This window comes from Pedobacter folensis (genome assembly GCF_056490665.1).
The window spans coordinates 2,094,848-2,120,654 of sequence record NZ_JBWJIF010000001.1 but is presented as its reverse complement, the minus strand read 5'-3'; the positions used below and the strand labels follow the sequence as shown (position 1 = coordinate 2,120,654).

Annotated in this window: 25 protein-coding genes; 8 read left to right on the top strand and 17 right to left on the bottom strand. The window is 38.7% G+C overall.

The genetic code is table 11. From position 1 onward, the window contains the following. Window positions 1–108: 108 nt before the first annotated feature. Window positions 109–978 (bottom strand): 1-aminocyclopropane-1-carboxylate deaminase/D-cysteine desulfhydrase, encoded by an 870-nt coding sequence (locus tag AC04QZ_RS08200; RefSeq protein ID WP_478357359.1) that lies wholly within the window; start codon window positions 976–978, stop codon window positions 109–111. Window positions 979–1,120: 142 nt separating this feature from the next. After that, window positions 1,121–2,149: a DUF6588 family protein gene (locus tag AC04QZ_RS08195; protein ID WP_478357358.1), complete on the bottom strand. Its 1,029-nt coding sequence runs from the start codon at window positions 2,147–2,149 to the stop codon at window positions 1,121–1,123. A 103-nt stretch (window positions 2,150–2,252) separates the two neighbouring features. Between AC04QZ_RS08195 and AC04QZ_RS08190 the strand changes: the two genes are divergently transcribed. After that, window positions 2,253–3,281: an RluA family pseudouridine synthase gene (locus AC04QZ_RS08190; protein ID WP_478357421.1), complete on the top strand. Its 1,029-nt coding sequence runs from the start codon at window positions 2,253–2,255 to the stop codon at window positions 3,279–3,281. A gap of 3 nt (window positions 3,282–3,284) precedes the next feature. After that, window positions 3,285–4,124 (top strand): aminotransferase class IV, encoded by an 840-nt coding sequence (locus tag AC04QZ_RS08185; protein WP_478357357.1) that lies wholly within the window; start codon window positions 3,285–3,287, stop codon window positions 4,122–4,124. 502 nt (window positions 4,125–4,626) lie between these two features. Here the strand turns inward: AC04QZ_RS08185 and fmt are convergent. Continuing rightward, window positions 4,627–5,535 carry a methionyl-tRNA formyltransferase gene (gene fmt, locus AC04QZ_RS08180; RefSeq protein WP_478357356.1) on the bottom strand — a complete coding sequence of 303 codons (909 nt, stop codon included), beginning with the start codon at window positions 5,533–5,535 and terminating at the stop codon, window positions 4,627–4,629. 90 nt (window positions 5,536–5,625) lie between these two features. Between fmt and AC04QZ_RS08175 the strand changes: the two genes are divergently transcribed. Both AC04QZ_RS08175 and AC04QZ_RS08170 read left to right on the top strand, forming a co-directional pair. Beyond that, on the top strand, window positions 5,626–6,669 hold the full coding sequence (locus AC04QZ_RS08175; RefSeq protein ID WP_478357355.1) for a DNA topoisomerase IB: 1,044 nt from the start codon (window positions 5,626–5,628) through the stop codon (window positions 6,667–6,669). Window positions 6,670–6,702: 33 nt separating this feature from the next. Further along, window positions 6,703–8,550 carry a PAS domain-containing sensor histidine kinase gene (locus AC04QZ_RS08170; RefSeq protein ID WP_478357354.1) on the top strand — a complete coding sequence of 616 codons (1,848 nt, stop codon included), beginning with the start codon at window positions 6,703–6,705 and terminating at the stop codon, window positions 8,548–8,550. Window positions 8,551–8,583: 33 nt separating this feature from the next. On the opposite strand, the gene AC04QZ_RS08165 is transcribed toward AC04QZ_RS08170, so the two are convergent. Both AC04QZ_RS08165 and AC04QZ_RS08160 read right to left on the bottom strand, forming a co-directional pair. Then, complete coding sequence (locus tag AC04QZ_RS08165; protein ID WP_478357353.1) at window positions 8,584–8,790, bottom strand: hypothetical protein; 207 nt, start codon at window positions 8,788–8,790, stop codon at window positions 8,584–8,586. Window positions 8,791–8,933: 143 nt separating this feature from the next. After that, the gene (locus tag AC04QZ_RS08160; protein ID WP_086547326.1) at window positions 8,934–10,202 is read right to left on the bottom strand and encodes an exo-beta-N-acetylmuramidase NamZ family protein; all 1,269 of its coding nucleotides are present in this window, start codon (window positions 10,200–10,202) and stop codon (window positions 8,934–8,936) included. Between the two features lie 179 nt (window positions 10,203–10,381). Here AC04QZ_RS08160 and AC04QZ_RS08155 point away from each other — a divergent pair, with 179 nt between their 5' ends. Then, the gene (locus AC04QZ_RS08155; RefSeq protein WP_086549382.1) at window positions 10,382–11,602 is read left to right on the top strand and encodes an ABC transporter permease; all 1,221 of its coding nucleotides are present in this window, start codon (window positions 10,382–10,384) and stop codon (window positions 11,600–11,602) included. Between the two features lie 55 nt (window positions 11,603–11,657). Here the strand turns inward: AC04QZ_RS08155 and AC04QZ_RS08150 are convergent, their stop codons facing one another. The 3 genes from AC04QZ_RS08150 to AC04QZ_RS08140 are packed head-to-tail and all read right to left on the bottom strand — an operon-like array spanning window position 11,658 to window position 13,354. Further along, on the bottom strand, window positions 11,658–12,059 hold the full coding sequence (locus tag AC04QZ_RS08150; RefSeq protein WP_478357352.1) for a hypothetical protein: 402 nt from the start codon (window positions 12,057–12,059) through the stop codon (window positions 11,658–11,660). Window positions 12,060–12,070: 11 nt separating this feature from the next. Beyond that, window positions 12,071–12,517, bottom strand: a complete 447-nt coding sequence (locus tag AC04QZ_RS08145; RefSeq protein WP_478357351.1) for a hypothetical protein — start codon at window positions 12,515–12,517, stop codon at window positions 12,071–12,073. Between the two features lie 30 nt (window positions 12,518–12,547). Continuing rightward, the gene (locus AC04QZ_RS08140; protein WP_478357349.1) at window positions 12,548–13,354 is read right to left on the bottom strand and encodes a tRNA pseudouridine synthase A; all 807 of its coding nucleotides are present in this window, start codon (window positions 13,352–13,354) and stop codon (window positions 12,548–12,550) included. Between the two features lie 74 nt (window positions 13,355–13,428). Between AC04QZ_RS08140 and AC04QZ_RS08135 the strand changes: the two genes are divergently transcribed. After that, on the top strand, window positions 13,429–13,812 hold the full coding sequence (locus AC04QZ_RS08135; RefSeq protein ID WP_478357348.1) for a YchJ family protein: 384 nt from the start codon (window positions 13,429–13,431) through the stop codon (window positions 13,810–13,812). Here AC04QZ_RS08135 and AC04QZ_RS08130 read toward each other — a convergent pair. The 7 genes from AC04QZ_RS08130 to mnmC2 all read right to left on the bottom strand — a co-directional run bounded on the left by AC04QZ_RS08130 (window position 13,807) and on the right by mnmC2 (window position 19,653). After that, window positions 13,807–14,931, bottom strand: coding sequence for an ATP-binding protein (locus tag AC04QZ_RS08130; protein ID WP_478357347.1), 1,125 nt, complete (start codon window positions 14,929–14,931; stop codon window positions 13,807–13,809). The genes AC04QZ_RS08135 and AC04QZ_RS08130 overlap by 6 nt on opposite strands. A gap of 75 nt (window positions 14,932–15,006) precedes the next feature. Continuing rightward, window positions 15,007–15,813: a nucleoside triphosphate pyrophosphohydrolase gene (gene mazG, locus AC04QZ_RS08125; protein ID WP_478357346.1), complete on the bottom strand. Its 807-nt coding sequence runs from the start codon at window positions 15,811–15,813 to the stop codon at window positions 15,007–15,009. Window positions 15,814–15,833: 20 nt separating this feature from the next. After that, the gene (locus tag AC04QZ_RS08120; RefSeq protein WP_086547321.1) at window positions 15,834–16,283 is read right to left on the bottom strand and encodes a DoxX family protein; all 450 of its coding nucleotides are present in this window, start codon (window positions 16,281–16,283) and stop codon (window positions 15,834–15,836) included. Between the two features lie 10 nt (window positions 16,284–16,293). After that, on the bottom strand, window positions 16,294–16,590 hold the full coding sequence (locus AC04QZ_RS08115) for a hypothetical protein (protein WP_086547320.1): 297 nt from the start codon (window positions 16,588–16,590) through the stop codon (window positions 16,294–16,296). Window position 16,591: 1 nt separating this feature from the next. Continuing rightward, window positions 16,592–17,701, bottom strand: coding sequence for an AI-2E family transporter (locus AC04QZ_RS08110; RefSeq protein ID WP_478357345.1), 1,110 nt, complete (start codon window positions 17,699–17,701; stop codon window positions 16,592–16,594). Window positions 17,702–17,780: 79 nt separating this feature from the next. Further along, a complete protein-coding gene (locus AC04QZ_RS08105) occupies window positions 17,781–18,728 on the bottom strand; it encodes an aldo/keto reductase (protein ID WP_478357344.1) in 948 nt (315 codons plus the stop codon). 259 nt (window positions 18,729–18,987) lie between these two features. Then, the gene (gene mnmC2 / locus AC04QZ_RS08100; protein ID WP_478357343.1) at window positions 18,988–19,653 is read right to left on the bottom strand and encodes a tRNA (5-methylaminomethyl-2-thiouridine)(34)-methyltransferase MnmC2; all 666 of its coding nucleotides are present in this window, start codon (window positions 19,651–19,653) and stop codon (window positions 18,988–18,990) included. 254 nt (window positions 19,654–19,907) lie between these two features. On the opposite strand from mnmC2, the gene AC04QZ_RS08095 reads away from it, so the two are divergent. After that, on the top strand, window positions 19,908–20,246 hold the full coding sequence (locus tag AC04QZ_RS08095; protein WP_478357342.1) for an MmcQ/YjbR family DNA-binding protein: 339 nt from the start codon (window positions 19,908–19,910) through the stop codon (window positions 20,244–20,246). A 65-nt stretch (window positions 20,247–20,311) separates the two neighbouring features. On the opposite strand, the gene AC04QZ_RS08090 is transcribed toward AC04QZ_RS08095, so the two are convergent. Both AC04QZ_RS08090 and AC04QZ_RS08085 read right to left on the bottom strand, forming a co-directional pair. Further along, complete coding sequence (locus AC04QZ_RS08090; protein WP_478357341.1) at window positions 20,312–21,112, bottom strand: DUF2625 domain-containing protein; 801 nt, start codon at window positions 21,110–21,112, stop codon at window positions 20,312–20,314. Between the two features lie 293 nt (window positions 21,113–21,405). After that, window positions 21,406–23,439, bottom strand: a complete 2,034-nt coding sequence (locus AC04QZ_RS08085; RefSeq protein ID WP_478357340.1) for a M13 family metallopeptidase — start codon at window positions 23,437–23,439, stop codon at window positions 21,406–21,408. Window positions 23,440–23,794: 355 nt separating this feature from the next. Here AC04QZ_RS08085 and AC04QZ_RS08080 point away from each other — a divergent pair, with 355 nt between their 5' ends. Then, entirely contained in the window at window positions 23,795–25,777 is a 1,983-nt protein-coding gene (locus AC04QZ_RS08080) for a heavy metal translocating P-type ATPase (RefSeq protein ID WP_478357339.1), read from the top strand. The last annotated feature ends 30 nt before the right edge of the window (window positions 25,778–25,807 follow it).

Below are 25,807 nucleotides of genomic sequence, written 5' to 3'. Positions count from 1 at the left end.
AATCAAATCACGGGACGATTTTAGAGATCTTATTGGGGTTCCTCAGCAATGAGGACCCTTTTTTTATTCAATTTGTTTTTGGAGTCTATAAATAATGAAGGCTGTTTGTTAAAACTTATCCTTCATGCCAAATAGCCCCATAAGCCCGCCCGTATGAATGGCCAGCACTTTTTCATCTTTACCAATAATGCCTTGGTTTACCAGGTCCTGGATGGCATAAAACATTTTTGCCGTATAAACCGGATCTAAAAGCAGTCCGGTTTTTGAAGTAAAGGTTTTGATAAAACTGATCAATTCAGGAGTGGTTTTTGCATAGCCCCCAAAATGATAATCGAGGTGAAGCTCAAGATGATTGGATAGGGGAGTATATTTAGCTATTTCATCTTTGATAAACAAGCCCCCTTTTAGTACGGGTATGATATGGAGTTTTGTGCTTAAACCCTGTTGCTGAATACCGCTCAATAAGCCTGCAGCAGTTGTTCCTGTTCCGGCAGCACAAAAAATGTGATCGTATGTTTCTGTCAATTCGCTGATTACCTCTGCGCAGCCTATAGTGGCTTCAGCCGAAGCGCCGCCTTCATCAATAAAATAAGCCTGGTGGTCATTTTCAAAATGCTGTTGAAACAGTTTTTGCTTATTCCGATAACTTTCGCGGTCGGTGAAAATGAGTTTCATTCCAAATAAACGGCACAGCAATAACAGCTCATTCTTTACCTCTTCGCCACGTACAAAAGCGGTAGCGGTTAAGCCTGATCTCGATGCTGCGGCTGCGGTGGCTACAAGGTGATTAGAATAGGCACCCCCGAAAGTAACCAGATGCGATTTGTGTGCTGCTTTGGCCCTGGCTAAGATATATTTTAGCTTCCGCCATTTATTGCCAGAAATATAAGGGTCAATAAGATCATCCCGTTTAACAAACAGGTTGTTGAAAGGTGCAAATGTTATTTTTTGTACAGGACTATATATTTCTTCGAACACGTGTTAAAATAAATAAAAGCGGTATCATTAATCTGAATTAGAATATGTCAGGTTGAGCCTGTCGAAACGGTTTAAATATATAAAACCTCCTTCGACAAGCTCAGGATGACCATACTACCTTAATAATACCACGTTATATTAATTACTTGCCAATACCGAAACCGAAACCAGCATTAACCATACTGTATTTTGCAGCAGTATATGAACCATAAAATTTAAAGAAACCGAATTTCAACTGGAAGCCTAAACTTCCCCTTACGCCGTCAATATCCGTTTGTTTCACCGAAATGGGATCAACATAAGTGGCATTGCTACCACCATCTTCAAATTTATAAGTACCAAGTGCCTTTAAATTGGTGTTCGAGGTTTGGTAACCGATGCTGGCAAAAGGGGTGAAGAACAGGATCTTTTTAGAAACGATGGCGTCAAAATTTACACCATTGAATTTGGCATCAATATGCTGATCTGAATTTGTCGTATTATTGATATTCAAAGGCAAATTATATTTGTACTGGGTAAAACCTCCTGCTATTGCAATATCAACAGGAACTAATTTCTCTGTAGTTGAACCCATAAAAAGCGGTAAAAGTTCAACTTTAGCACCGAAGCCGATCATTGATAAGCTGCCTAAGTCGCTGCCTAATTTAATTTTTGGCATCGCTCTTAAAGTAACATCAATGTTTTTAGGTAAGCCTAATGTTGCCTGAATTTGTGCCGAAGGCACCACATGGAAACCTACACCTTGTGGCAAATTGAAAAATTTACCCGTTGGAATACCATTGTTCGTGTAAACTTCCATTTTACCACCTTCATGGTCATCGCCAAATGCAGTAGGACCTATAGATGATGCTCCAGGTGCAGGTTTGATATTACTTAAACCCAAGGTATTTACATCATAACTTCTGGCCGATTGCGGCACAAATGCTGCAGAGGCAGATACCCGCACGTCAAATTTTAAAAAACCTTTCGATTTGGCTGTGTTCGACCATCCATCAGTCAATCCCAAACCCAAACCTTTGTACAAAGGGTCAAAATAGGCATTTACCAATTTAGTTGCATCAGCCGGTCCGCCCACAAACAGGTCTCCAACATCTTGTTGAGCACTTGCTTTTTGAGCCGTTACCAATAAAAATAAGGCGCATAACGCCTTTAAAGAGTAGCATTTTTTCATATAAAAAATTTAGAATGTTTTGATTGACAGTAAAGATAGGGCTGTTTTTCCGAAAACTGCAATCATTGAAAAATTCTTGAAGTTAAAAGTTTATTTTTGCGCCATGGAAAATGTGGTCGAATTGCAGGAATCAGAAGAGCAGGAATTATATGAACATTTAAAAATAATTGTCGATAAAGGGCAGTCTTTGCTGCGCATTGATAAATTTTTGATGGTGCGCGTAGAAAATGCCTCCCGAAACCGTATTCAAAATGCAATTGATGCGGGGAATGTGCTGGTTAATCAAAAACAGATAAAAGCGAGTTATAAGGTTAAACCTTATGATGAAATATCGATTGTTTTACCGCACCCACCGCGCGACACCGAAGTTTATCCTGAAGATTTACCACTTGATATCATTTACGAGGATAGCGATCTTTTGGTGGTAAATAAAGCTGCCGGGATGGTAGTACACCCTGGTTTTAATAACTATACCGGAACCCTGGTTAATGCTTTGGCCTTCCATTTTGAGCAACTCCCTCAGCTGCCGGGTAATGATGGCAGGCCAGGATTGGTTCACCGCATTGATAAGGATACCTCGGGTTTATTGCTGATCAGTAAAAATGAAAAATCGATTACGCATTTGGCCCGCCAGTTTTTCGATCACAGCATTACCCGTAAATATATTGCACTGGTTTGGGGCGATATCGAAAACGATGGAACCGTAACCGGTTACATTGGCAGAAGTGCGAAAGACCGCCGTGTGATGGATATTTATGATGATGAAGAAAAAGGGAAATGGTCTGTAACGCACTATAAGGTATTGAAGCGTTTGGGTTATGTTACCTTGATCAGCTGCGAGCTTGAAACCGGCCGTACACACCAGATCAGGGCACACATGCAGCACATCGGGCATCCTCTTTTTAATGATGCCATGTATGGTGGTGATAAGATTTTAAAAGGAACTACGTTTAACAAGTACAAACAGTTCGTAGATAATTGTTTTGAATTGTTGCCACGTCAGGCTTTACATGCACAAAGTTTGGGTTTTATTCACCCAACCACTAAAGAGTATATGTATTTTGAATCGCCGTTGCCGCCCGATTTTAAAGCTGGCTTAACCAAGTGGGAAAATTATATCGCTACATCATAAAATATGCTTCAGGAGTACCTTTTATTTAATGATGAATTCCAGACGGTAGATGCCCCGATTTTAACAGCTTCGAACAGAAGTTTCAAATTTGGCGATGGATTATTCGAAAGTATGCGGATGATCAATAATAAGCTGCAATTTGCCGACTTACATGCCGATAGACTAACGGCTGGCATGAAAGCGCTTAAAATTGACGGTCACGCTTTAATGGATGATTATTTTCTGCGTCAGAAAACCGCCGATTTGGCCAAACGTAATAAATGGAATGGTAATGTTCGTTTCCGCCTTTCGGTTTACAGGGGAGGAGCAGGCGTTTATACCCCCGAAATAAATAAAGCAGGTTACATTTTGGAAGGTATTCCCTTAAAAGCATCTACATATGAGTTGAACAGCAAAGGTTTAATCATTGATGTTTTTGATGAAATGACCAAACCCGTTAATAAACTCTCGAATTTTAAAACAGCCAATGCGCTGCTTTATGTAATGGCCGGACTTTTTAAAAGCCAGAACCGCTTAGATGAGGCCATGATTCTGAACCAATATGGTTTTCTTTGCGAAAGCATCAGTGCCAATGTTTTTGTAGTGTACAACAAACAGATTTATACCCCCTCACTTGCTGAAGGTTGTATAAGTGGTGTAATGCGTACCGCCATTATGCAATTGTGTAAAATGCACGACATGCCATTAATCGAAGCACAGATCAACCCAGAAATATTAAAAGAAGCCGAAGAAGTTTTTATCACCAACGCCACCCAGGGTATTCAATGGGTGATGGGCTACGGCAGGAAACGTTATTTTAACGAGGTATCAAAATTTTTGATTGAGAAATTGAATCATTTATAATGCTATTCCATGATCTTGGCGTACAGACTACCTCTTGTCGTCATGCTGAATTTATTTCAGCATCTTTCATGCTACGTAGAGATCCTTTCAAATTGCCAACAGATAAACTAATTTCATTTTTTTTTGGAAAGCAATACCTGTGGTGCTTCGGTTTCGCTAGTATCACTGCCGTCATGCTGAATTTATTTCAGCATCTTTCATGCTGTATAGATCCTTTCAAATTGACAACAGAATGCTGAGATCTTTAGCCTAAATTCATTATTTTTTTGGAAAGCAATACCTGTGGTGCTTCGATTCCGCTAGTCCCGCCCTTTGCTTAATCCCGATGGAGAAATCGGGATAACGCTGTCGGTCGGGTTTATTTAACAATGAACAGTTCTACTATGCAATTTAAACCCAAATAATTGGACTGCTCAATCTTTCATGCTGTTGTAAAATCTATTAGAAGAGTTCTCAACTTTTTAGCAACATGGCTATTAAAGTTGACAACTCAAATTTTTAATTACAACCGCATCCCCCTTAAAAAATCTTCAATAAGCATCCGCTTTTTGCCTTCGTACTGGATATCTAAAAGTTTGATAAAGCCATCTTTTGCGGCAAATTTTAAATAAGTTTTACCATCAGTTAAAAAGCCTCCGGCTACAATACCTGGTTCTTTATCTTCTATTTCGGCCTTAAATACCTTTAAGTTTTTGTCATTAAGTATGGTAAAAGCGGTTGGATAAGGGCTTAAACCGCGGATTAAATTATGAATGGTTTGCGCCGGATTGTTCCAGTCGATTTTGCAATCTTCTTTAAAAATCTTTGGCGCATGTTTTAAATCCTCATTTTGTGGCTGGGGCTGTTCGGTTATATTATTGGCTTCAACGGCATGAAGTGTTTTTACTAAAAGATTTGCGCCTACAACCATTAGTTTATCGTGCAAGTCGCCCGCAGTTTCATCGTCGGCAATGGGAACGCTGTCACTAAGGATAATATCACCTGTATCAATTTCCTGTTTAAGGAAAAATGTAGTGACACCACTTTCTTTTTCGCCGTTTATAATGGCATGGTTAATCGGGGCAGCGCCGCGGTATTGCGGCAACAGCGAACCATGTAAATTGATGGTTCCTTTAGCTGGCATATTCCAAACTATTTCCGGTAACATCCTAAAAGCCACAACCACTTGTAAATCGGCTTGATAAGATCTCAGTTCCTCAATAAATTCGGGATTCTTTAATTTTTCAGGCTGTAGAACAGGGATTCCTTTTTCTACGGCATATTTTTTTACGGCACTTTCATTCAGTTTTTGGCCGCGGCCGGCAGGTTTATCTGGCGCAGTAACTACTGCAACTACATCGAAATTGGCTTGTACCAAGGCATCTAAAGAGGCTACCGCGAAATCGGGCGTGCCCATAAAAACTATTTTCATAAAGAAAGTGTTGTGTTTTAAAATAACGCGGCTGCCCGCGTTAAAGTTTTGCAAAATAACTAAAAATAAACCCATACTTATAGGCAAAAAATGGTACAAGGCAAAGATGTTGTTCGGGCAAGTGGATTAGTATATGTAACTGATGCGCTACCTGGGATTTACCGTAAAGGAAAACCAGGTAAATTTCATTACGAAGATAAAGATGGAAACAAAATCACCGATGAGAAATACCTCGATCGGATAAAAGCTTTGGTTATTCCACCAGCATGGCAAAATGTATGGATTGCCAATAAACCAAATGCATACCTTCAGGTTACAGGTATTGATGCTGCCGGCAGGAAACAATATAAATACCACGCCAAGTGGACAAGTCGCCGATCGGAGGATAAATATTTTCGTTTATTGGAATTTGGAAAAGCATTACCCAATGCGCGGAAAAATCTGGAAAAAGACTTGCGAAGAAAAGATTTCGACGAACGAAAAGTACTGGCCATTTCGGTAGATGTACTCCAAAAAACACTCATCCGTGTGGGGAACGAAAGTTATAAGCAACTGTATGGCTCGTTTGGTTTAACTACACTTAGGGATAAACATGTTAAAATAAACGGTAGTACAATCACGATGGATTTTGTTGGTAAAAAGGGCGTTCAGCAAAAAGTTGAGTTAAATGATCGGTCGCTGGCAAAACTGGTTAAGAAATGCAGGGACATCCCCGGACAGGAATTATTTCAGTTTTATTCGAATGGAAAAGAGCATAAAAGTATCGATTCGGGCAAAATCAATACTTACATTAAAGAAATTACAGGCGACGACTTTACCGCAAAAGATTTTAGAACCTGGGGCGGAACGTTAGAGGCATTACGCCAGTTTTCGAAGTGCAGTGCTGACGAAAATTTGAACCTGAATTCGAAAAAAACAATTGTAACGGTTTTAGATTGTGTAGCAAAAAAATTAGGCAATACGAGAGCTGTTTGCAAGAGTTCTTACGTATATCCTTTATTGCTTACCGCTTACGAAAACAATGAGCTAAGTAAATACATGAAAAAAATGAATAATAATAAAGTATCAGGTAAATTAGGTTTGGCACATGACGAGAAAGTTTTATTATCATTCTTAAAATCAGGTAGTAAATAGAAAACCCATTATATTTGTTTTTTTTATCCCTTTATGCAAATTAACCTTGACGATAACGCTGCTGTTTTTTATACGTTAATCGAAGAATCTCCAATGCCGATCGGACTGTATATTGGGGAGAAAATGAACATTAAAGTAGCTAATAAAGCAATGCTTAAAGCATGGGGAAGAGATCATTCGGTAATTGGACAAGAACTTGCCATTGCTTTGCCCGAGCTTAAAGAGCAGCCTTTTTTAGAGATCCTTCAGAACGTACGCGAAACCGGTATTGCTTACGAAACCAAAGAAGACCGGGTAATGCTGATTAACAATGGTGTTTTACAGACCTTTTATTTCGATTTTATTTATAAACCCCTAAAAGATAATGATGGCAAGGTTTGGGGAATTCTGAATAATGCAACAGATGTTACCGAACTGGTAAATGCCCGGTTAAAGGTTAAAGCCAGTGAAGAACTTTTTCGCAAGATGATTCAGGATGCACCTGTAGCCATTGGCATTTTGAGGGGCGAAAATTTTATAATCGAACAGGCAAATGCAGATCTTTTAAAACTATGGGGTAAAACAGAAGCAGTAATCGGGCTGAATTTAATTGATGGTTTGCCTGAACTGAAAGGACAACCCTTTCCCGATTTGCTAACTCAGGTTTACCAAACAGGGGTGGCCCACTATGGCTATGAGACAATGGCGAGGTTGGAGCGTGATGGTGTGCTTCAGGATTTTTATTTCAATTTTGTTTATGATCCTATCCGCGATCAGCATAATATCGTAACTGGCATTATGGTCGTTGCGAACGAAATTACCTCGCTGGTACATTCGCGGATGGAAATGGCTAAAAGCGAAGAACGTTTCAGGAATTTATTATTGGATACCCCAATGGCCACAGGTTATTACGAAACGGAAGATATTATCATCTCGCTGGCTAACGATGAAATGCTGCGGTTTTGGGGGAAAGATAAGCGCGTAATCGGAAAGCCGATGGAAGAAGCCATTCCTGAGTTAAAAGGACAACCTTTTATCGATATTTTAAAAGAGGTTTATCGTACAGGGATTCCTTATCATGCCGATCAGCAGGAGGCGGTATTACCTGTTAACGGTAAGATGGAAAAGCTTTGGTTTAATTTTACCTATAAACCTTTGAGAAATGCCCAGGGAAAGGTTTACGCCATTTTACATGCAGCAATGGATGTGACGAAACAGGTTCAGCTTCAGCAACAGAAAGACGAATTTTTGGGCATTGCGAGTCATGAGCTTAAAACGCCGGTAACCAGTATAAAAGCTTATGCCCAGGTATTGGAGAAGATGATCAGGAATGAAGGTGATGAGAAAAAGGCTGGCATGGTACGCAAAATGGATTTACAATTGAACCGCTTAACCGGTTTAATTGGCGATTTGCTTGATGTAACCAAAATACAATCGGGCAAAATGACTTTTAATCCCATAAAATTTGATTTTGATCAGGCTGTAGGTGAAATAGTCGATGAAATGCAGCATATCACGTCTAAACATCAGATCAAAACCGATTTTAAAAGCAACAGCTGGGTTTATGTCGATCGCGAACGTATTGGCCAGGTAATCACCAATTTTTTATCAAATGCCATTAAATATTCTAGCGATGCCAATCAGATTGATGTGCATACTTATGCATTGAACGATGAAGTTATTTTGTTTGTACGCGATTATGGAATCGGGATTTCGAAAGCACTACAGCATATGGTTTTCGATCAGTTTTATCGGGTGGGTGGAAATCTGCAACATACCTATCCGGGTTTAGGCCTGGGGCTTTACATTTCGGCAGAAATTATCAAAAATGAAGGAGGAAGAATTTGGGTAGAGAGCGAAGAGGGGCAAGGCGCCACATTTTGTTTTGCACTAAAAATTTAATTACACTAATTCACGATTAACTGGTGTAACTTTTTATTCTTTAGGCGCCTTTTTTATCGGATGAACAGGTTGCTCCTCAAGCTCACGCTGCTTAGCCGGGTTACTTGTTTTTGGTGCTTTATTAGGTGTACTGTCATTCTCGTGCCGTACCGTTTTATGGTCAACAGGTTCCCGGCCTTTAGGTACTTCTTCCTGATAATTGCTTCCTGGTTTATCACTTTTGATTTTTGGACCGCTCATGGTTGTAATGATTAAATGATTGAGTTTGAATGATTGAATAGCACAGTGCCTATCAATTATCTATAATAACAAACCTCCTTCTGTTAAGTTTGAAAATAATTGCAAGGACAATTCAATCATTCAATCCTTCTGTCATTCACTCCTTAATTATAAAGCAAATATTTCTTGCGCATGGTTTTATAAGCACTTAAGCCTGGTTCCCAGCTTGCTCTAATTTCGGCTTCACTCTTTCCATCAATTACCTGTTGCCTGAAATCTGCCACACCAACTAATCTTTCAATAGTACCCATTTCCTTACTCAGTTTGGTGTTAAAGAAATCCTCCTTTCTTGGCGATGCCTTATACAACTCAATTAACCAGCTAATGTTTACCTGTTTCGATTTTACCAGTTTTGAAGTATCGTAAGTTCTTAAATCTAAACCATAACAAACCTGATCTTGAAATAATGGCGTTTCAGACATACCTTTTATGCTTTTTGGCGTAAAACTGAAATCAAATTTCCCCTTAAGGTAAGGTGCTCCAACAACGGTAAAAGGAAACATTGTGCCACGTCCGTGATTTAAATACGTACCCTCGAATAAACAGGTCGAAGGGTAAAGCAAAATAGATTGCTGTGTATTCAGGTTAGGAGAAGGTTTAACAGGTAAGGTGTACTCCATATCATGATTATAACCGGCGTTTTTGATAATGGTAATCTTACATTTCACCTTATCCTTTAACCAGCCTTCACCGTTTAGCATCTGCGCATATTCGCCAACTGTTAAGCCATGGGCAATTGGAATAGGTTGTACGCCAATACCCGATTTAAATTTAGGATCTAAAATTGGTCCGTCGATTAAATAGCCATTTGGATTCGGTCGATCTAAAATCAACAACGTTTTATTGTTTGCTGCACAAGCTTCCATAACGTGTTGCAGCGTGTTGATATAAGTGTAAAAACGAACACCAACATCCTGAATATCGAACACCATAATGTCGATATCGGCTAAATCTTCAGCTGTAGGTGTACTGTGTTTGCCATAAAGTGAAATGGCTTTTATGCCTGTTTTGGTGTCAACATCATCATTAACAGTAACACCAGCACTGGCGTTGCCTCTAAAGCCATGCTCAGGACCAAATATCTTCTGGATTTTAACTCCTCGTTTCAACAGGCTATCAACCGAAGTCTGCGCACCAATAATCGAGGTAGGGTTAACCACCATACCCACACGTTTTCCTTTTAAAAGCGGGAGGTATTTTTCGGTCTGCTCTGCACCGGTTTTAATTGTCGAAGGCAGTTTAACAGTCTTAATCATCAGTTTTCTGTTTTCAGGACTTTTCTTTCCAAGAACTTCCTGTTCAAGCGGTTTTGGTTGTCCGCAGGCCGATAATGCAATTAAACTGGTTAGCGCAAAGCTGATATAATTTTTCATTTTTATTATTATTCTAATCTTCCGGTATTATAACAAAACAATTTACAACATATTTTAATTATGCTATTGGTGTTTTCTGGTTATAACTTAATGACTGATGTTTAAAGTTGGTTATTTATTTTCGAAAATGCCATTTTTAAAAAGGAATTGAGCATTTTTGTTACCACAAATTGATTAAATTGAATTTCGAATATTTCATAGCAGGGCGGATAGCCATTAAATCTGAGCGTACTTTTTCAAAACTTATTGTCCGCATTGCAATAGCAGGCGTGATGTTGAGTTTGGCTGTTATGATTCTTTCTATAGCCATTATCAAAGGCTTTAAAACTGAAATTCAGGATAAAGTACGGGGATATTTAGGCGATGTACAGATTACCCGTTACGACCTGAATAATTCATTTGAGCATTCTCCCTTTGTCCTTGATGGAGAAACGAAAAAGATGCTCAAAAACAATCCCGATATTGAATATTATTATCCCTTTGCTACAAAACCGGGCATCCTTTCGGCCAATAATGAAATTGAAGGCATTAATTTTAAAGGGGTAGACAAAAACTATAAATGGGATTACATTAAACAGCACATTATCAGCGGAACCATTATCGATTTTTCTGATAGTACGGCTGCCATGCAAGAACTGCTCATTTCGAATTATACCGCAAATCGTTTAAAGCTTAAAACCGGTGATGATTTTATCATGTATTTTGTTCAAAACCAGTTGCGGCCGCGTAAATTTAAAATTGTCGGCATTTACGATATTGGTGTAGAAGATATTGATAAGGGCTTTGTGCTGGGCAACCTGAACATCATTAAACGCCTTAATAATTGGAAAGCCGATGAAATTGGTGGTTTAGAAATCAGGATCAAAGATTTTAACAGACTTAAGCCTATTGCCGATGATATTTATGAAAAGCTTCCACGCAATTTGCGCTCCTATTCCATTGAAGAAAATTTTCCTAATATTTTTACCTGGTTAGGCCTTCTTGATGTAAACACCAAAGTGCTTTTAATCCTGATGCTCATTGTAGGGGTAATTAACATGGTTACGGCATTGCTGATCATGATTTTAGAAAAAACAAATATGATCGGGATGCTAAAATCTTTTGGCGCCAGTAACTGGAGCATTATGAAGATTTTTCTTTATAATGCAGCTTATTTAATTGGTATTGGCTTATTACTTGGAAATATTTTAGGCTTAGGCCTCGGTTTTTTACAACAGGCCACCCACATTTTCAAACTTAACCAGGCTTCTTATTTTTTAGCATATGCACCAATAGAATTTCATTTTATCGATGTGCTGCTGCTTAATATCGTTACGGTAGTGGTGTGTTTAACGGTTTTGATTATCCCTTCGCTATTGATCAGTAAGGTTTCTCCGCTAAAAGCAATCCGGTTTAAATAAGGAAAAAACTTGGGTCACCGAACAGATCATTTCCGATGCCCAAGCAAACCTAAACTTAAGCTCTTGTCAACTCAACTTTTACAGTTTGTGTAACACTACTTTTCTGGAGTTGAGGATATGGTGTGATGTCAATTAATTTGAGTGAATAATCTACGCCGTTAATTTTAATGATGGCTACACTTGCTAAGGTGCCACAATCTCCTTTGCATAAAATAATTTCCTGATCAGTATTATTGCCTGTTAATTTGAAATATGCTTTTGCTCCCCCGGCGCTAATACAATCAGCATTTATTGGGCAACGGCTATCACTAATCGTTTTTAGTACTAATGTAGATGCACCAATTGATTTTGAAGTATTGATTTCAAATTCGTAATTCGTCGTTTTTGTTTCGGATTTCTTCTCGCATCCAAAAGCGAACATAACTAAGATTAAAAAGGAGGGTATTAATTTTTTCATTTATATATGGATTAATTACTTCTTTTTAAAATATATTCATAATCTATAGTCGCATAAGAGGTCGTAGGCGAAGAATCTGTTTTTGCACTGAACCTTTTTCTAAGGGTTAAATCCACTCCACTACTTCTGATATCGTATTCGCCGTTTAAAATCATATTCCAATCAAAATCTGCAGTCCAAACACCCTCATCAGTGAAATATCCGATCCCGTTTTTAAAAGTATAGGTTCCCTTGCCTCCCGATGGTTTTAGGTTGGCATCAGCTCCTGGTGTAATGTTGAATTTTCCACCCTGTAACGAGATTGAAATGGGGCGGGTTACGGGCACAGATCTGGTACTATTGGTAATTACCAATACACCTGTATAGTTTCCATCCAATAAAACATCTACAGTTGTAGATTTTTTACAGCCTAAAGATAGGACCAGGGCAAACAGGAAGATACAGATTTGAACTTTCATACCCCTTAAACGGAGTTCAAAATCAAAACGCTACACTTCAATTGAAATCCAGTCTATACCCTGTGTACTATGGATAAATTCAGTCCTGGGTTCGAGGTTTAAATAAGGATAGGTGACTTTCGATAGGTATAGGCCTGTGGGATGAGCAGGTAACGATAGTTTTGAAGGCTGTAAGGTAATCAGTTCGCTTTCAAATTCATCAAAGCTGAGTTCTCCTTTGCCTACCATTAGCATTTTACCCATAATAATGCGGATCATTTTACCCAAAAAGCGGTTACTGGCAATATGAAACCTCAGCCTGTCGCCCTTTGGATTTACAAATAAATCGGCCTCCATTACATTGCAGATGGTATGTTCGTATTTATCAGGATGGGTACAAAAAGCCCGGTAATCTTTGTATTGGGATAATAATTTTACAACGGCTTTCATTTTATCAAAATCGAGATTGTTCAATTGATAAAAGGAACTCTGGGTGCTTAAAAAAGGATCTTTATAGGTATGGATAAAGTAATCATATTTCCGTTGTACAGCATCAAAACGGGCATGAGGCTTTCCTTCCATCTTAATAATGTCGAATACCGCAATATTATAAGGTAAGGCTTTATTCAAAATGTAAAGCAGATCGAAATCAATATCTTTTTCAATATCAGCATGGAAAAAAAACTGACTGGCATGTACATGCGCATCTGTCCGTCCACAGCCATTAATAGCAATAGGCGATTTTAAAATCTTCGATAGGGTTTGCTCAATAACTTCCTGAACGCTTTTAACCCCAGGTTGTTTTTGCCATCCACTATAGTACTGGCCTTGATATGCAATGTGAAAGAAATACCTCATTTTTCAGCTGCAATTTTACGGAAATTTTAGCAGCAGGAATATTAAATCATATTTTTGTGTCGTAAAATTTAATCATGGATTTAATAAACTGTCCTTGCGGAAGTGGGACCAGCTTTAAAAATTGTTGCCAGCCTTATCATTTAAAAGCGAAAGTGGCACCCACTGCAGAGGCTTTAATGCGTTCAAGGTATGCAGCTTTTGTGGTAGCTGATGCTGGATACCTTTACGACACCACACACCCCAGTAAAAGAAAAGGGCATTCGAAAAGCGCATATTTAAGCAGTGCGAAAAACACAAAATGGCTAAAACTCGAAATTGTTTTTTCAGATTTTGATGTCGTGGAGTTTAAAGCCTATTACCTGAACAAGAAGTTCCAAACTGAAATATTGCATGAAAAATCTAATTTCAGGTTAGAAGACGGGAAATGGTATTACGTAGATGGGGAATTTTATCTATAGCAGAAATTCGCTTACATTGTCTGGCGTAATGACTTTGGTTTCCACATTTTCGTAAGCAGCTAAAAATGTTTTTGGAAATTTCACATTTGATTTTGGATTCCATTTAAATTCGTAGGCATTCATTAACCCGTTTCTTTCTTCAATATAATCAACTTCCTGTTGTGCATGTGTGCGCCAAAAGTATTGGTTACAGTTAATCTGTTTGTAAGCGAGAAACTTAACCCGTTCACTAATGACGAAATTTTCCCAAATGGCACCAATATCCTGTCTTAACACTGCCGGACTGAATTGATTAATGACTGCATTTCTGATCCCATTGTCGTAAAAGTAGATTTTCCGGCTTTTCTTTAGTTCATTTCTTAAGTTTCTGCTTAAAGAACCCAATCTGAATACGATGAATGCTTTTTCGAGCAAATCGATATATTTCTCTGTTGTTTGATTGTCTAAACCCGATAATTGGCCCAGTTCGTTGTACGATACCTCATTGCCAACCTGAAAAGCTAAAGCCTGGATTAATTTTTCCATCTTATCTGGCTTTTGTATTTTTTCCCAGGTTAAGACGTCCTTATAGAGATAACTATCTGATAATTGTTTTAACCGTATTTCTTCTCCTCCCGGATTATTCACTATTTCGGGATAGTAGCCGTAAACCAAACGGTGATGTAATAACCTTTTTTCGGTAAGCAGGCCATGTTCCGCTACCATTTCTCCAAATGAAAAAGGAAACAGATTATATTCCCATTTTCTACCGGTAAGCGGTTCGTTAATATGATTAGCCAACTCAAAAGCCGAAGAACCAGTAGCAATTACTTTTACATCTTTAAGCTGGTCGATTATTAATTTTATAGACAGGCCAATGTTATCAATTCGTTGTGCTTCATCAATTACCAATGTTTTTGATTTTCCGAGAAGGGCACGTAAGGATGTAGAGGTGGTATCGGTTAATATTGTTCTAACATCTGCATCATCACCATTCCACCACATAATTGGTTTGGCAAATTTTGAAGATAGTTGCTGTAAGAGCGTACTTTTTCCAACTTGCCTTGGGCCTAAAAGGATGATTGCTTTTTCATCCTTTAGGTGTTTTTCAATCGAATTTGATATTGCTCTGGAAATCATAATCGCAAATTTAATATAAATTTTGCGAATGTAATCGCAAATTTAATATGAATTTTGCGATTTTACTCCTTTTAGCTATATTTTCTTCGCTTCATTCCAATAGATGTCCATCTCCGCAAGGGTCATGTCGGCTAAGGCTTTTCCGTTTTCTTTAGCTTTGGTTTCGAGGTATTGAAAACGTTTGATGAATTTTTTATTCGTTTTTTCTAATGCATTTTCGGGATTGATGTTAATGAAACGTGCATAATTGATGAGGGAGAAAAGTACATCGCCAAATTCTGATTCTGCCTTTTCGATATCAATGGCCGTATTATCGCTAACATTAAATTCCGTTTTAAATTCCTGCAGTTCTTCTTCTACTTTTTCCCATACCTGATTTTTATCTTCCCAATCGAAACCTACGCCGCGGGCTTTTTCCTGAATGCGGGAAGCCTTAACCAGCGCAGGTAGTGATGATGGAACACCAGCCAACACTGATTTATTGCCTTCTTTTAGTTTTATCTGTTCCCAATTGCGTTTTACATCTTCTTCGTTCTGCACCTCAACATCGCCATAAATATGTGGGTGCCGGTTTACCAGTTTATCGCAAACTCCGTTTAACACATCGGTAATATTAAAATCGTTGGTTTCTGAAGCAATTCTCGAATAGAAAACCAAATGCATCATCACATCGCCAAGTTCCTTTTTTATTTCGTCTAAATCACCCTCTAAAATGGCATCACTCAACTCATAAGTTTCTTCTATAGTTAAATGGCGCAGTGTTTCCATGGTCTGTTTTTTATCCCAGGGGCATTGCGTACGCAACGTATCTAAAACAGTGAGTAAGCGGGTAAAGGCATCAGCCGGATTACCGGCACTTGCAGGAATTGGATTGTTAGGCATGTTTTATGGTTGAACTATATTTATCGAACGCTAAAGTACCAAACCCAGGCGATTAAGAAAAGCTGAAAAGGTATTCTGAACCATAAATATTTTGGCCCCGGTCCTGGTTTATGCAGATCTTCATAATTGATGCGGTGTTTGGCTGCATAAATATTTGCGGGTAAAATGGCTATGTAGAAAATAATCAATGCTATTCCGGTCAATTGTCTGGTGCTTACTATTGCCAATCCAACTGCGAATAAGATTTCCAGAACCCCTGTTAAAAGTACGATTTCTACTTTTTTAGGGATAAATAAGGGGATCATCGCAGCCATACTGGTTTTAAACTTGAAATGCCCGATAGCGGTAAAAAGTAACATCACGCCCATGGCGATATTACCTGCAAAAATATTTCCTTTATCAAAGGTAGTGTGGCCACCAAAAGCCAGTAGTGCCACATAAACGATGATGAGTACGAATAAGGGTTTCATGAACAGAAATCTATTTTATTAAATTAAAGGCTATTAAAATTGTAGCAATAAACAATACCAATAAGCCAGACAAAAATACGAAGTCGGCAACTTTTTCTAGCCGCTGGCTTGTCGTTTTTTGTCTTCTCATCGAGATAAAAGATAAGATGCAACTGGTCATAAAAAACATAACGGCAGCTACGGCAAATTCGTCAATTAAGGAACCATCGGTAAGTGCAAGTTTTTTTAAAGAAGTAAGTACAATAAAGCAAATGCCCAAGAGATTGGCCGAAGTGCTTAAAATATGAGGCGATCTGTTTTCGGCCATATTAATCTTTTTCTTCTAATTTAATCTTTTTGGTAATCCGGTAAACACGTTTCTTTTTGTCGGGTTTATGTTCTTCGCCCATTAAAATGCCCCATGGTTTTAAGTTATCCACTCTATCGAAAATTATTTTTAGCATGGCCAGATAAGGGATGCATAAGAACATACCCGATATGCCCCAAATCATTTCGCCCACTACAATACCAATAAAGGCAAATAAAGCATTTATTTTTACTTTCGAACCCACCACCAGTGGCATTAGTACATTTCCATCTATAGCATGAACGCCAACAAAAGCAATCAAAACCAGGAGTACTTTACCTGCACCTGCTGTTGCAAAAGTAATCAGGCAGCTTATTAACAGGGCAAAGAATATCCCCAAATAAGGCACCACATTAAAAATACCGGCCACCAGACCTAACAGGACCGCATATTTAACACCTAATAAACTCAGTACGGTAATCATTAATACCGTAACAATAAGCATCTGGAGAAATAAACCGATGATATATTTTTTAATGATGTACTGAATCTGACTAACAATTTCGGAAACCTTTTCTTTATGTTCTTCTCTAAACACCGAAGTTAAAAACGTAAATAAAACCCTGCGGTAGTTTAAAATAAAGAAGGTAAAAAGTAGCGTGAAACCTAAAAACAACAGGGTAGAGGATAGGGTAGCCAGGGTGGTCGCGACAATTGCGGCGCTGGTGGCCAAAGCTTTCTCTGTGCTGTCATTTAAATAATCGAGTTGTTTCTGAGAATTTACCCCGAAAGTGTGCGAAATCCATTTTTGGAGTTCATGGTAAGAAACATTCGCTTTTTCTTTAAGCAAAGGCCAATCGGCCCATAAATCGCTTAATTGATTACCGAAGAAATAGATAATTCCCCCAATAACAGCTATCATCAGGATGACCGAAACGATGGTAGATAAACTTCGTTTAAACTTTAATCGCCGTTCTAAAAAGTTGCCCACCGGCAGCAATAAAATCGCCATCAAAAAGGAGAAAAGTAAAGGAGCTAACAGCGATTGCCCTAAAATGGCAATGTAGGTTAAGCTAATTAAACAGAAAAGAACCAGTGCAAGCTTAGGTAGAAACGATAGTTTGTCTTTCATATAATTTAAATCCTGTTTAATACAAAATGCCCGATTAATTGTTTCATTAATCGGGCATTTAAATATAAGAGATTATTTCTTAATAGCTGCTCGCTTTATCTAAAAGGGAAATATCTTCAGTTGATAATTTTAAATTTGCTGCTTCAATAAACGATTTTAACTGACTTAAATCGGTAACACTTGCGATTGGTGCGGTGATTGACGGGTGATGAATTAACCAGGCCAGCGCTACCGAAGCTGGCTCAACATGGTGCTTTTCAGCAAGCTTATCCAACGCTGTTAAAATTTTAAAACCCCGTTCGTTCAGGAATTTTTTAATGCCACCACCACGCTGGCTTTTATTCAGATCATTTTCGCTACGGTATTTTCCGGTTAAGAAACCACTGGCCAACGAATAATAGCTCACCACTCCTAAGCCATAATCCAGACAGATTTTTTTGTGTTCCTGCTCAAAGTTTTCTCTTTCGTAAAGGTTGTATCCGGGTTGGTAAACTTCGTAACGCGGCAGGCTGTGTTGGGTAGCATAAATCAGAGATTCTTTCAATCGATCAGCAGAAAAGTTTGATGCACCAATCCAACGGACTTTACCGGCTTTGATTAAAGTTTCGTAAGCACTTAAGGTTTCTTCAACTGGCGTATTTTCGTCATCGTAATGAGAAAAATAGAGATCGACATAATCTGTTTGCAGGCGTGATAAAGAATGTTCTACTTCGTTTATGATGTAATCTTTCTTTAACGATTTGCCCTGGCCCATGTCAGCGCCTACCTTGGTGGCGATAATAATGTCGTGGCGTTTGTTATGTTTCTTAAGCCATTTGCCAATAATCGTTTCCGATTCGCCACCTTTATTGCCAGGTACCCAACGCGAATACACATCGGCCGTATCGATAAAATTGAAGCCGCTTTCTACAAATTGGTTTAATATCTCGAACGACTTTTGCTCATCAACCGTCCAGCCAAATACATTTCCTCCAAATACAATGGGTGCAATATTTAAATCGGTTTTTCCTAAAATTCTTTTTTCCATGATACGAATGTTAATGTTTAACTAACAAATCCTGGAGCCAGCAGTTTTTATGGGAGGTCGAAATTATGTCAAAATGAGATGAGGGAGTTTTTTTTTCGGAAAGCAATCAACAGCCGCTTTTATTGTTATTCCTGTGTTGCGCTGTAGCTCCGTAGAAAAAACGGAGGCTGCCGCTTCACCCAGGTTTAGCTACTTCTGGCAGCTCTTCTATTAACGTGTTTCTGCAAATCGCCCATCATCCATCTTACATTTTCCATTATTACATCTCTTTAATTGCTCTCAGCATTTCCCTTTTTCCTGGAGCACCGGGTAATTTTTCGATGGTAAATCCGCAGGCCTTAACGGCTCTTTTCAATTTTCCGGTAATTGCATAGGTAACAAAAGTTCCGCCGGGTTTTAAGAAACTGCAGGCATGCGCAATAATTTCATCACTCCACATTTCGGGCTGGTGTTGTACCGAAAAGGCATCATAATAAATCAGGTCAAATTGTTGGTTGCTCTGGTATTCGGCCAGGGTAGTGTGCGGAATTTCCAATGTGCAAAGCGAAGTTAATTTTTGAGGGGATTTTAACGCCTCAGGATAATTTGAAATAAAATCGGTCCATATTGTCTCGGGCACATATGCTGCATAACCAGTTTGCTCAATTACTGCTGTGGTAAGTGGAAAGGCCTCAATGCTGGTATAATTAAGATGAAGACCGTTGGCAACACAATATTCGAAACTTAAAATAAAATTGAGTCCGGTGCCAAAGCCAATTTCCAAAATGGAGATTTCAGTCTGATCGGCAGAAGCAAATTTCAACCCAGCATCAATAAATACATGTTTGCTTTCCTGTAATGCGCCATGTTTACTGTGGTAGTGTTCGCCTATAGTTTCATTGTAGAGTGTATTCGAGCCATCAGCAGTAGGCGTTATAATATTCATGAGCTTAGATTTTAAGGATTCCTGGGTTTTTCAAGATAATGATACAAATATAGGAACAGGATGAATAGGATTTTTGGATTTCAAGATAATTAGCCTGACTAAGGTGGAATGCTAATACGCTTTAATCTTCGCACATCGGACTCCCGAGCCCTGAATTTTCTCTTTGCCCTTTCAGCTTTAATCTTTTGTTATTAGTTTTGATCTTACCCTAAACCCTAAACCCTAAACCCTAAACCCTAAACCCTAAACAAAATATGGATATCGAATCTTTCAGAGAATATTGCCTGAATTTACCTGGTACAACCGAGGGAATGAAATGGGGGCATTTATGCTTTATGATTGAAGAAAAAATGTATTTCATAATCGCTATCGATGAAGACAACAGTTTTTCTATAAAGTGTGATCCCGAAGAGTTTGATACCTTAACGGCCAGAGATGGCATACAGCAGGCCCATCACATGGCTAAACGACAATGGATTCGTGTTGAAAACCTGGAGGTGTTTAATGAAACAGAACTGAAAAAAAGAGTAGCCGATTCAAGAGCGATGGTCTTGGCTAAACTACCTAAGAAAACACAGGCTAAATATGCTTAAATTCTGGCATAGAGTCACTGAATAACTTCAATACAATTCTGATACAAGTTTCTTTCTCTGGGAACTTATTGTTCGTTTTTGGTTTCCTCCTTTTTTGTATCGTCTTTTTTTATGCCTTTATCAGCATTCAGTTCTTTCGACTTCATGATATTAAAACGATACATTTCTTCAATCCCGACCAGTTTCCGTGTACACTTATCGATGTCGGTTCCTTCCTCCCATAAATAAGGGCGAAAGCTATAGGTTTTGGTGCCATCTAAATTTGCAATAAACTGGTTCCAGCTGCTCCAACGTAGGCCTTTATAAAATTTAGAAAGATCGCTATCGAAACAAAAAACAAGAAACTCACCATAGCCGGCGCCAAGTGGTTGCCAGGTTAAACTGTTTGGTTCAAGGTAATACACGTTTTTAATGTCTTTGCCTAAACCGCCGTAATTAATGGCAAAGAAACCGCCTACCGCATCATCGGCAATTAAAAGATAAGGAATGTTATCGCCGTACTCTTTTATGGTTTTTCCTTTATTCCATTCGGCAATATTCCGGCTCAGTCTTTCACTGCCTGAACCTAAAATTCTAATCCAGCCGTTATCCACCATTATGCCCCCGGTATTGTAAATTACCGAGCCCAAGGTAGCATAGGTAGTCATTTGTGAATGATATAAAACTTCTTTTGCTTTTGCAGAATCAACAGGCAGAATCTCCACCTTATTTTTTGCAGAGTCGATCCACTTTTTTACCAAAGGCCAGGCCGGATCGGTTTTATTTACCAGTGCTTCAAGACTGATTAACTTATTATCCTGAGCAAAGCTTGTTGAAGAAAATAAAGTTAAACCTAGGACAAAGAGGGCTTTGAATATGCTTTTCATGAAAAGGGTTTATGTTTTTCCAAAGATAGAATGATAATTAAGAATTTTTGAAAGGAGATAGATTAATTTTTGTCTGGGAAGAAATATTAAGCTTAGTTTAATTTTTGATTCGTGGAGACACGAACTAATCGTGCAGCAGGATGTTAGCATCTGGCTGCACGGTAATAAAACAAAACGCCCCAATTAAATCGGGGCGCTTGTAATATAGGGATGATATAAAATACTTGATTCTAAGCTATCGAATGGAGAACCTTAAACCCTCCACCTTTTAACCTTCCGCCTTTCACCTCAATCTACCACATTCTAATTCTGTCTTCTGGTTTTTTATATAATTTATCGCCAGGTTTAACATCAAAAGCATTGTACCATGCATCCATATTTACAGGAGCACCAATGGTACGGTATGGGCCAGGAGAGTGTGGATCGGTTTTAATTAACTGAGCAGCACTTTCTGGCAAAATATTACCTCTCCATACCTGTGCCCAAGCCAGGAAGAAACGCTGATCTGGCGTAAAACCATCAATTTTCTCATTACTTTGACCTTGTTTAGTCATTTTAAAAGCAGTGTAAGCTGCATTTAAGCCACCTAAATCGCCAATGTTTTCGCCCATGGTTAATTTGCCGATTACATGGACCGTATCTAAAACGGTATAAGCATCAAACTGCTCACCCAAAGCTTTGGTTTTAGCATCAAATTTTGCTTTGTCTTCAGCTGTCCACCAGTTTTTTAAGTTACCGGCAGCATCGTACTGGCTTCCGCTATCATCAAAACCATGGCTCATTTCGTGACCAATTACTGCACCAATACCACCGTAATTAACAGCATCATCAGCATTTGGATCGAAGAAAGGGAATTGCAAAATACCGGCAGGGAAAACAATTTCGTTCAAAGTAGGGCTGTAGTAAGCATTAACGGTTGGAGGTGTCATGCCAAAACGTTTGCGGTCAACGGGTTTACCTAACTGATCAACCATTTCGTTATAGCCCCAAACACTTGCATTACGTAAGTTTTGGAAATAAGTATCTTTATTAATCGCTAAACCATCGTAGTTTTTCCATTTTTCCGGATAACCTACTTTTGGCGTAAATGCATGTAGTTTAGCTAATGCTTTTTGCTTGGTTTCAGGGCTCATCCACTCTAAACCATTAATTCTGATTTCGAATGCTTTACGCAAGTTCACAATCATCTGGTTCATGCGTTCTTTAGCTTCGGGTTTAAAATACTTGGCTACGTAAAGCTGACCTAATAATTCGCCAATAGTGCCATCGGTTAAAGATGACATCCGTTGCCAACGTGGTGTTTGTACTTTCTGACCAGTTTGTGCCTGCGTAAAAGCGAAACTCGCCTTAACAAACGGAGAACTTAAACTGGAAGCAGAACCTTTTAAAATGTTCCATTCTAAATAAGTTTGCCAATCTGCAACCGGAACCGATTTCAACATTCCATCCAGACTCACCATAAATTTAGGCGAAGAAACCAGAACGGTATCTTGGTTTTTGATTTTGAATTTAGGCAAATAAGTTGTCCAGTTAATGTCTGGTGTTTTTTTATTTAATTCCGCAACAGTAAGCTTGTTATAGATAGCGTAAGGATCACGCATTTCTAAACGGCTCATTTGTGCTTCAGCAAATTGCTTTTCAATGGCATAAACGGTTGCTGCTTTTTGTTTTGCTTCTTCAGGCGTACTTCCTGTTAAAGTAAACAAAGTAACCATGTACGTGTTGTAAGCCTCGCGGATTTTAACACTGCGTGTATCATCTTTCAGATAATAATCGCGATCGGGAAGCGTTGTGCCGCCCTGACCGATATTCACCATGTATTTGTTTACATTCTTGCGGTCTTGCCCAACGCCCAGTCCGAACATTCCACCGCCTAAACCATTGGTTCGCATGTAAGCCACCTGATCAAGCACGCCCTGAATGTTTTTAATCTGTTTAATTTTTTGTAGATCGGCTTTTATTGGTGTATAGCCCAGTTTTTCGATGGTTGCACTATCCATGGCAGCCGTATAAAAATCGCCAACTCTACGTTTAACGGAGCCTGCAGGAGCAGATTGATCAGCAGCTGCATCTTCAACTAAAGACTTTACGGCATTGATGTTGAAATCGCGCAATTCGTTAAATGAACCCCAGCGTGTTTCTTTGGCAGGAACAGGATTGTTTTTTATCCAGTTGCCACTTGCGTAGGTGTAGAAATCGTTGCCTGGCTTAACGGAAAGATCCATGTTAGCAGGGTCGATAAATTTTTTGGTTTGTGCATTTGCAGAAAAGCCAGCAGCGACTATACCCAGTGCCGCAAAATATCTTTTCAAATTTTGGTATTTCATTCGCTTAATAAGTTAGTAATTATGCGAAATTTATGAAATACTAATTAATACTGGTGTTATATATTAAGAATATTACTTGTTAAACCAATAGTAAATTTTTGCTAAACCAAGTCGTCTGATCAGTTCGGACGCTGAAAAGGAAATTTTAATAGATTTCATGATTTTAAATCTTTTATACACTATTAACATTTTTTAACAAAATTTATTGTGTGCTTGTAAAAATTATTGCTATTAAGAATGATTCGGGATAAAGCATTTTATTTTCCATAAATTTGAAAATGCTTAACTCAACCTCATCCTTTTTTAAATCGTTGAGGTTTAAATCAATTGATAAATGATGTTATAATTTATAATAATGAGCCATTCCCACGATAAAGAAGATAGCTGTTGCAGCACTAAAGTACATGCTGAACCAAAACATAACCACGATCATGCACATGAAGAAGGTGATGACCACGATCACGACCATGGCGGAGATCCTTCAGCCTTTCAAACTTATTTGCCGGCCATTGTAACATTGCTTATGTTGCTGATCGGAATTGCATTTGATAACCTTTTTACGGTGCCTGCATTTCAGATCATCCGGCCATATTGGTATATCTTGGCTTATTTACCTGTTGGAATTCCGGTTTTACGAGAGGTTTGGGAAACTTTTAAAGCAAAAGATTTCTTTACCGAATTCTCTTTAATGTCTATCGCTACTATTGGTGCTTTTGCCATTGGTGAATATCCCGAAGGGGTAACGGTGATGCTTTTTTATACCATTGGTGAGTTGTTTCAAATGGCAGCGGTAAATCGCGCCAAAAGAAATATTAAAGCTTTGCTTGATGTTCGCGCAGATATAGCACATGTATTCCGCAACGGAAAATACGAGGATATTAATCCCGAAAAGGTAGAAATTGGCGAAACCATACAAGTAAAGGCTGGGGAAAAAATCCCTTTAGACGGGGAACTCATCAGTGATAAAAGCAGTTTTAATACCGCTGCTTTAACAGGCGAAAGTAAACCGCGTACCATTAATAAAGGTGAATCGATTTTAGCGGGGATGCTTAATCTGGATAAAGTAATCGAAGTAAAAGTAACCAAAGCTTTTGCCGATAGTGCCTTGTCGCGGATTTTGGAAATGGTTCAAAATGCTACTACGCGTAAAGCTAAAACCGAACTCTTTATCCGCAAGTTTGCGAAAATATATACACCAATTGTTTTCTTTTTAGCCCTCGCGCTGGTTACTATTCCAATTTTGGTTTTAGGAAGCGAATATCATTTCCAAACCTGGTTGTATCGTTCGCTGGTTTTCCTGGTGATATCCTGCCCTTGTGCGCTGGTTATTTCTATCCCTTTAGGTTATTTTGGAGGGATTGGTGCGGCATCGGCAAATGGAATTCTTTTTAAAGGCTCTAACTTTCTCGATTTAATTACTAAACTCAACACTGTTGTAATGGACAAAACAGGGACCTTAACAAAGGGCGTTTTTAATGTTCAGAAAGTAGAAAGTAGTATTGATGAAACAGAATTTTTAAACCTATTAACCGCTGTTGAAGCCAAATCAACCCACCCAATTGCTAAGGCTATTGTAGCATATGCAGGCCAGAAAGAAATTCATCCTGCAGAAAACATTGAGGAAATTGCCGGAATGGGTTTAAGCGGATTGGTCAATGGTAAATCGGTTTTGGCTGGCAACGCTAAATTGTTAGCGAAATTTAATATTGAATTTGATGCTGCAATAAACGATATCGAAGAAAGCATTGTAGTAGTTGCTGCTGACCAGAAATATATCGGCTATGTGCTGATTGCTGATGAAATAAAAGAAGATGCTGCAGCAGCCATTAAACAACTTCATGAAAACGGAATAAAACAGGTTGTGATGTTGAGTGGTGACAAAACCTCCATTGTTAAAAAAGTGGCAACAAGTTTAGGTATTGATACTTACTTTGGCGATTTAATGCCTGAAGATAAAGTAGCCAAGCTTGAGGAAATTAAAAGCGACAAAAGCAAAGTGGTGGCCTTTGTTGGTGATGGAATTAATGATACACCTGTACTGGCCATCAGCGATATTGGTATTGCCATGGGCGCGATGGGTAGCGACGCAGCTATTGAAACCGCAGATGTGGTTATTCAAACTGATCAACCTTCTAAAATTGCAACTGCAGTGAAAATAGGTAAGGCAACTAAAAATGTGGTAATCCAGAATATCGCATTGGCATTTGCGGTAAAAGCGCTGGTTTTGATTTTAGGTGCAGGCGGTATTGCTACCATGTGGGAAGCCGTTTTTGCAGATGTTGGTGTGGCACTTTTGGCTATCTTAAATGCCGTAAGAATTCAGAAGATGAAATTCTAGTACACTTATACTTTTACCATTAAGTAAATT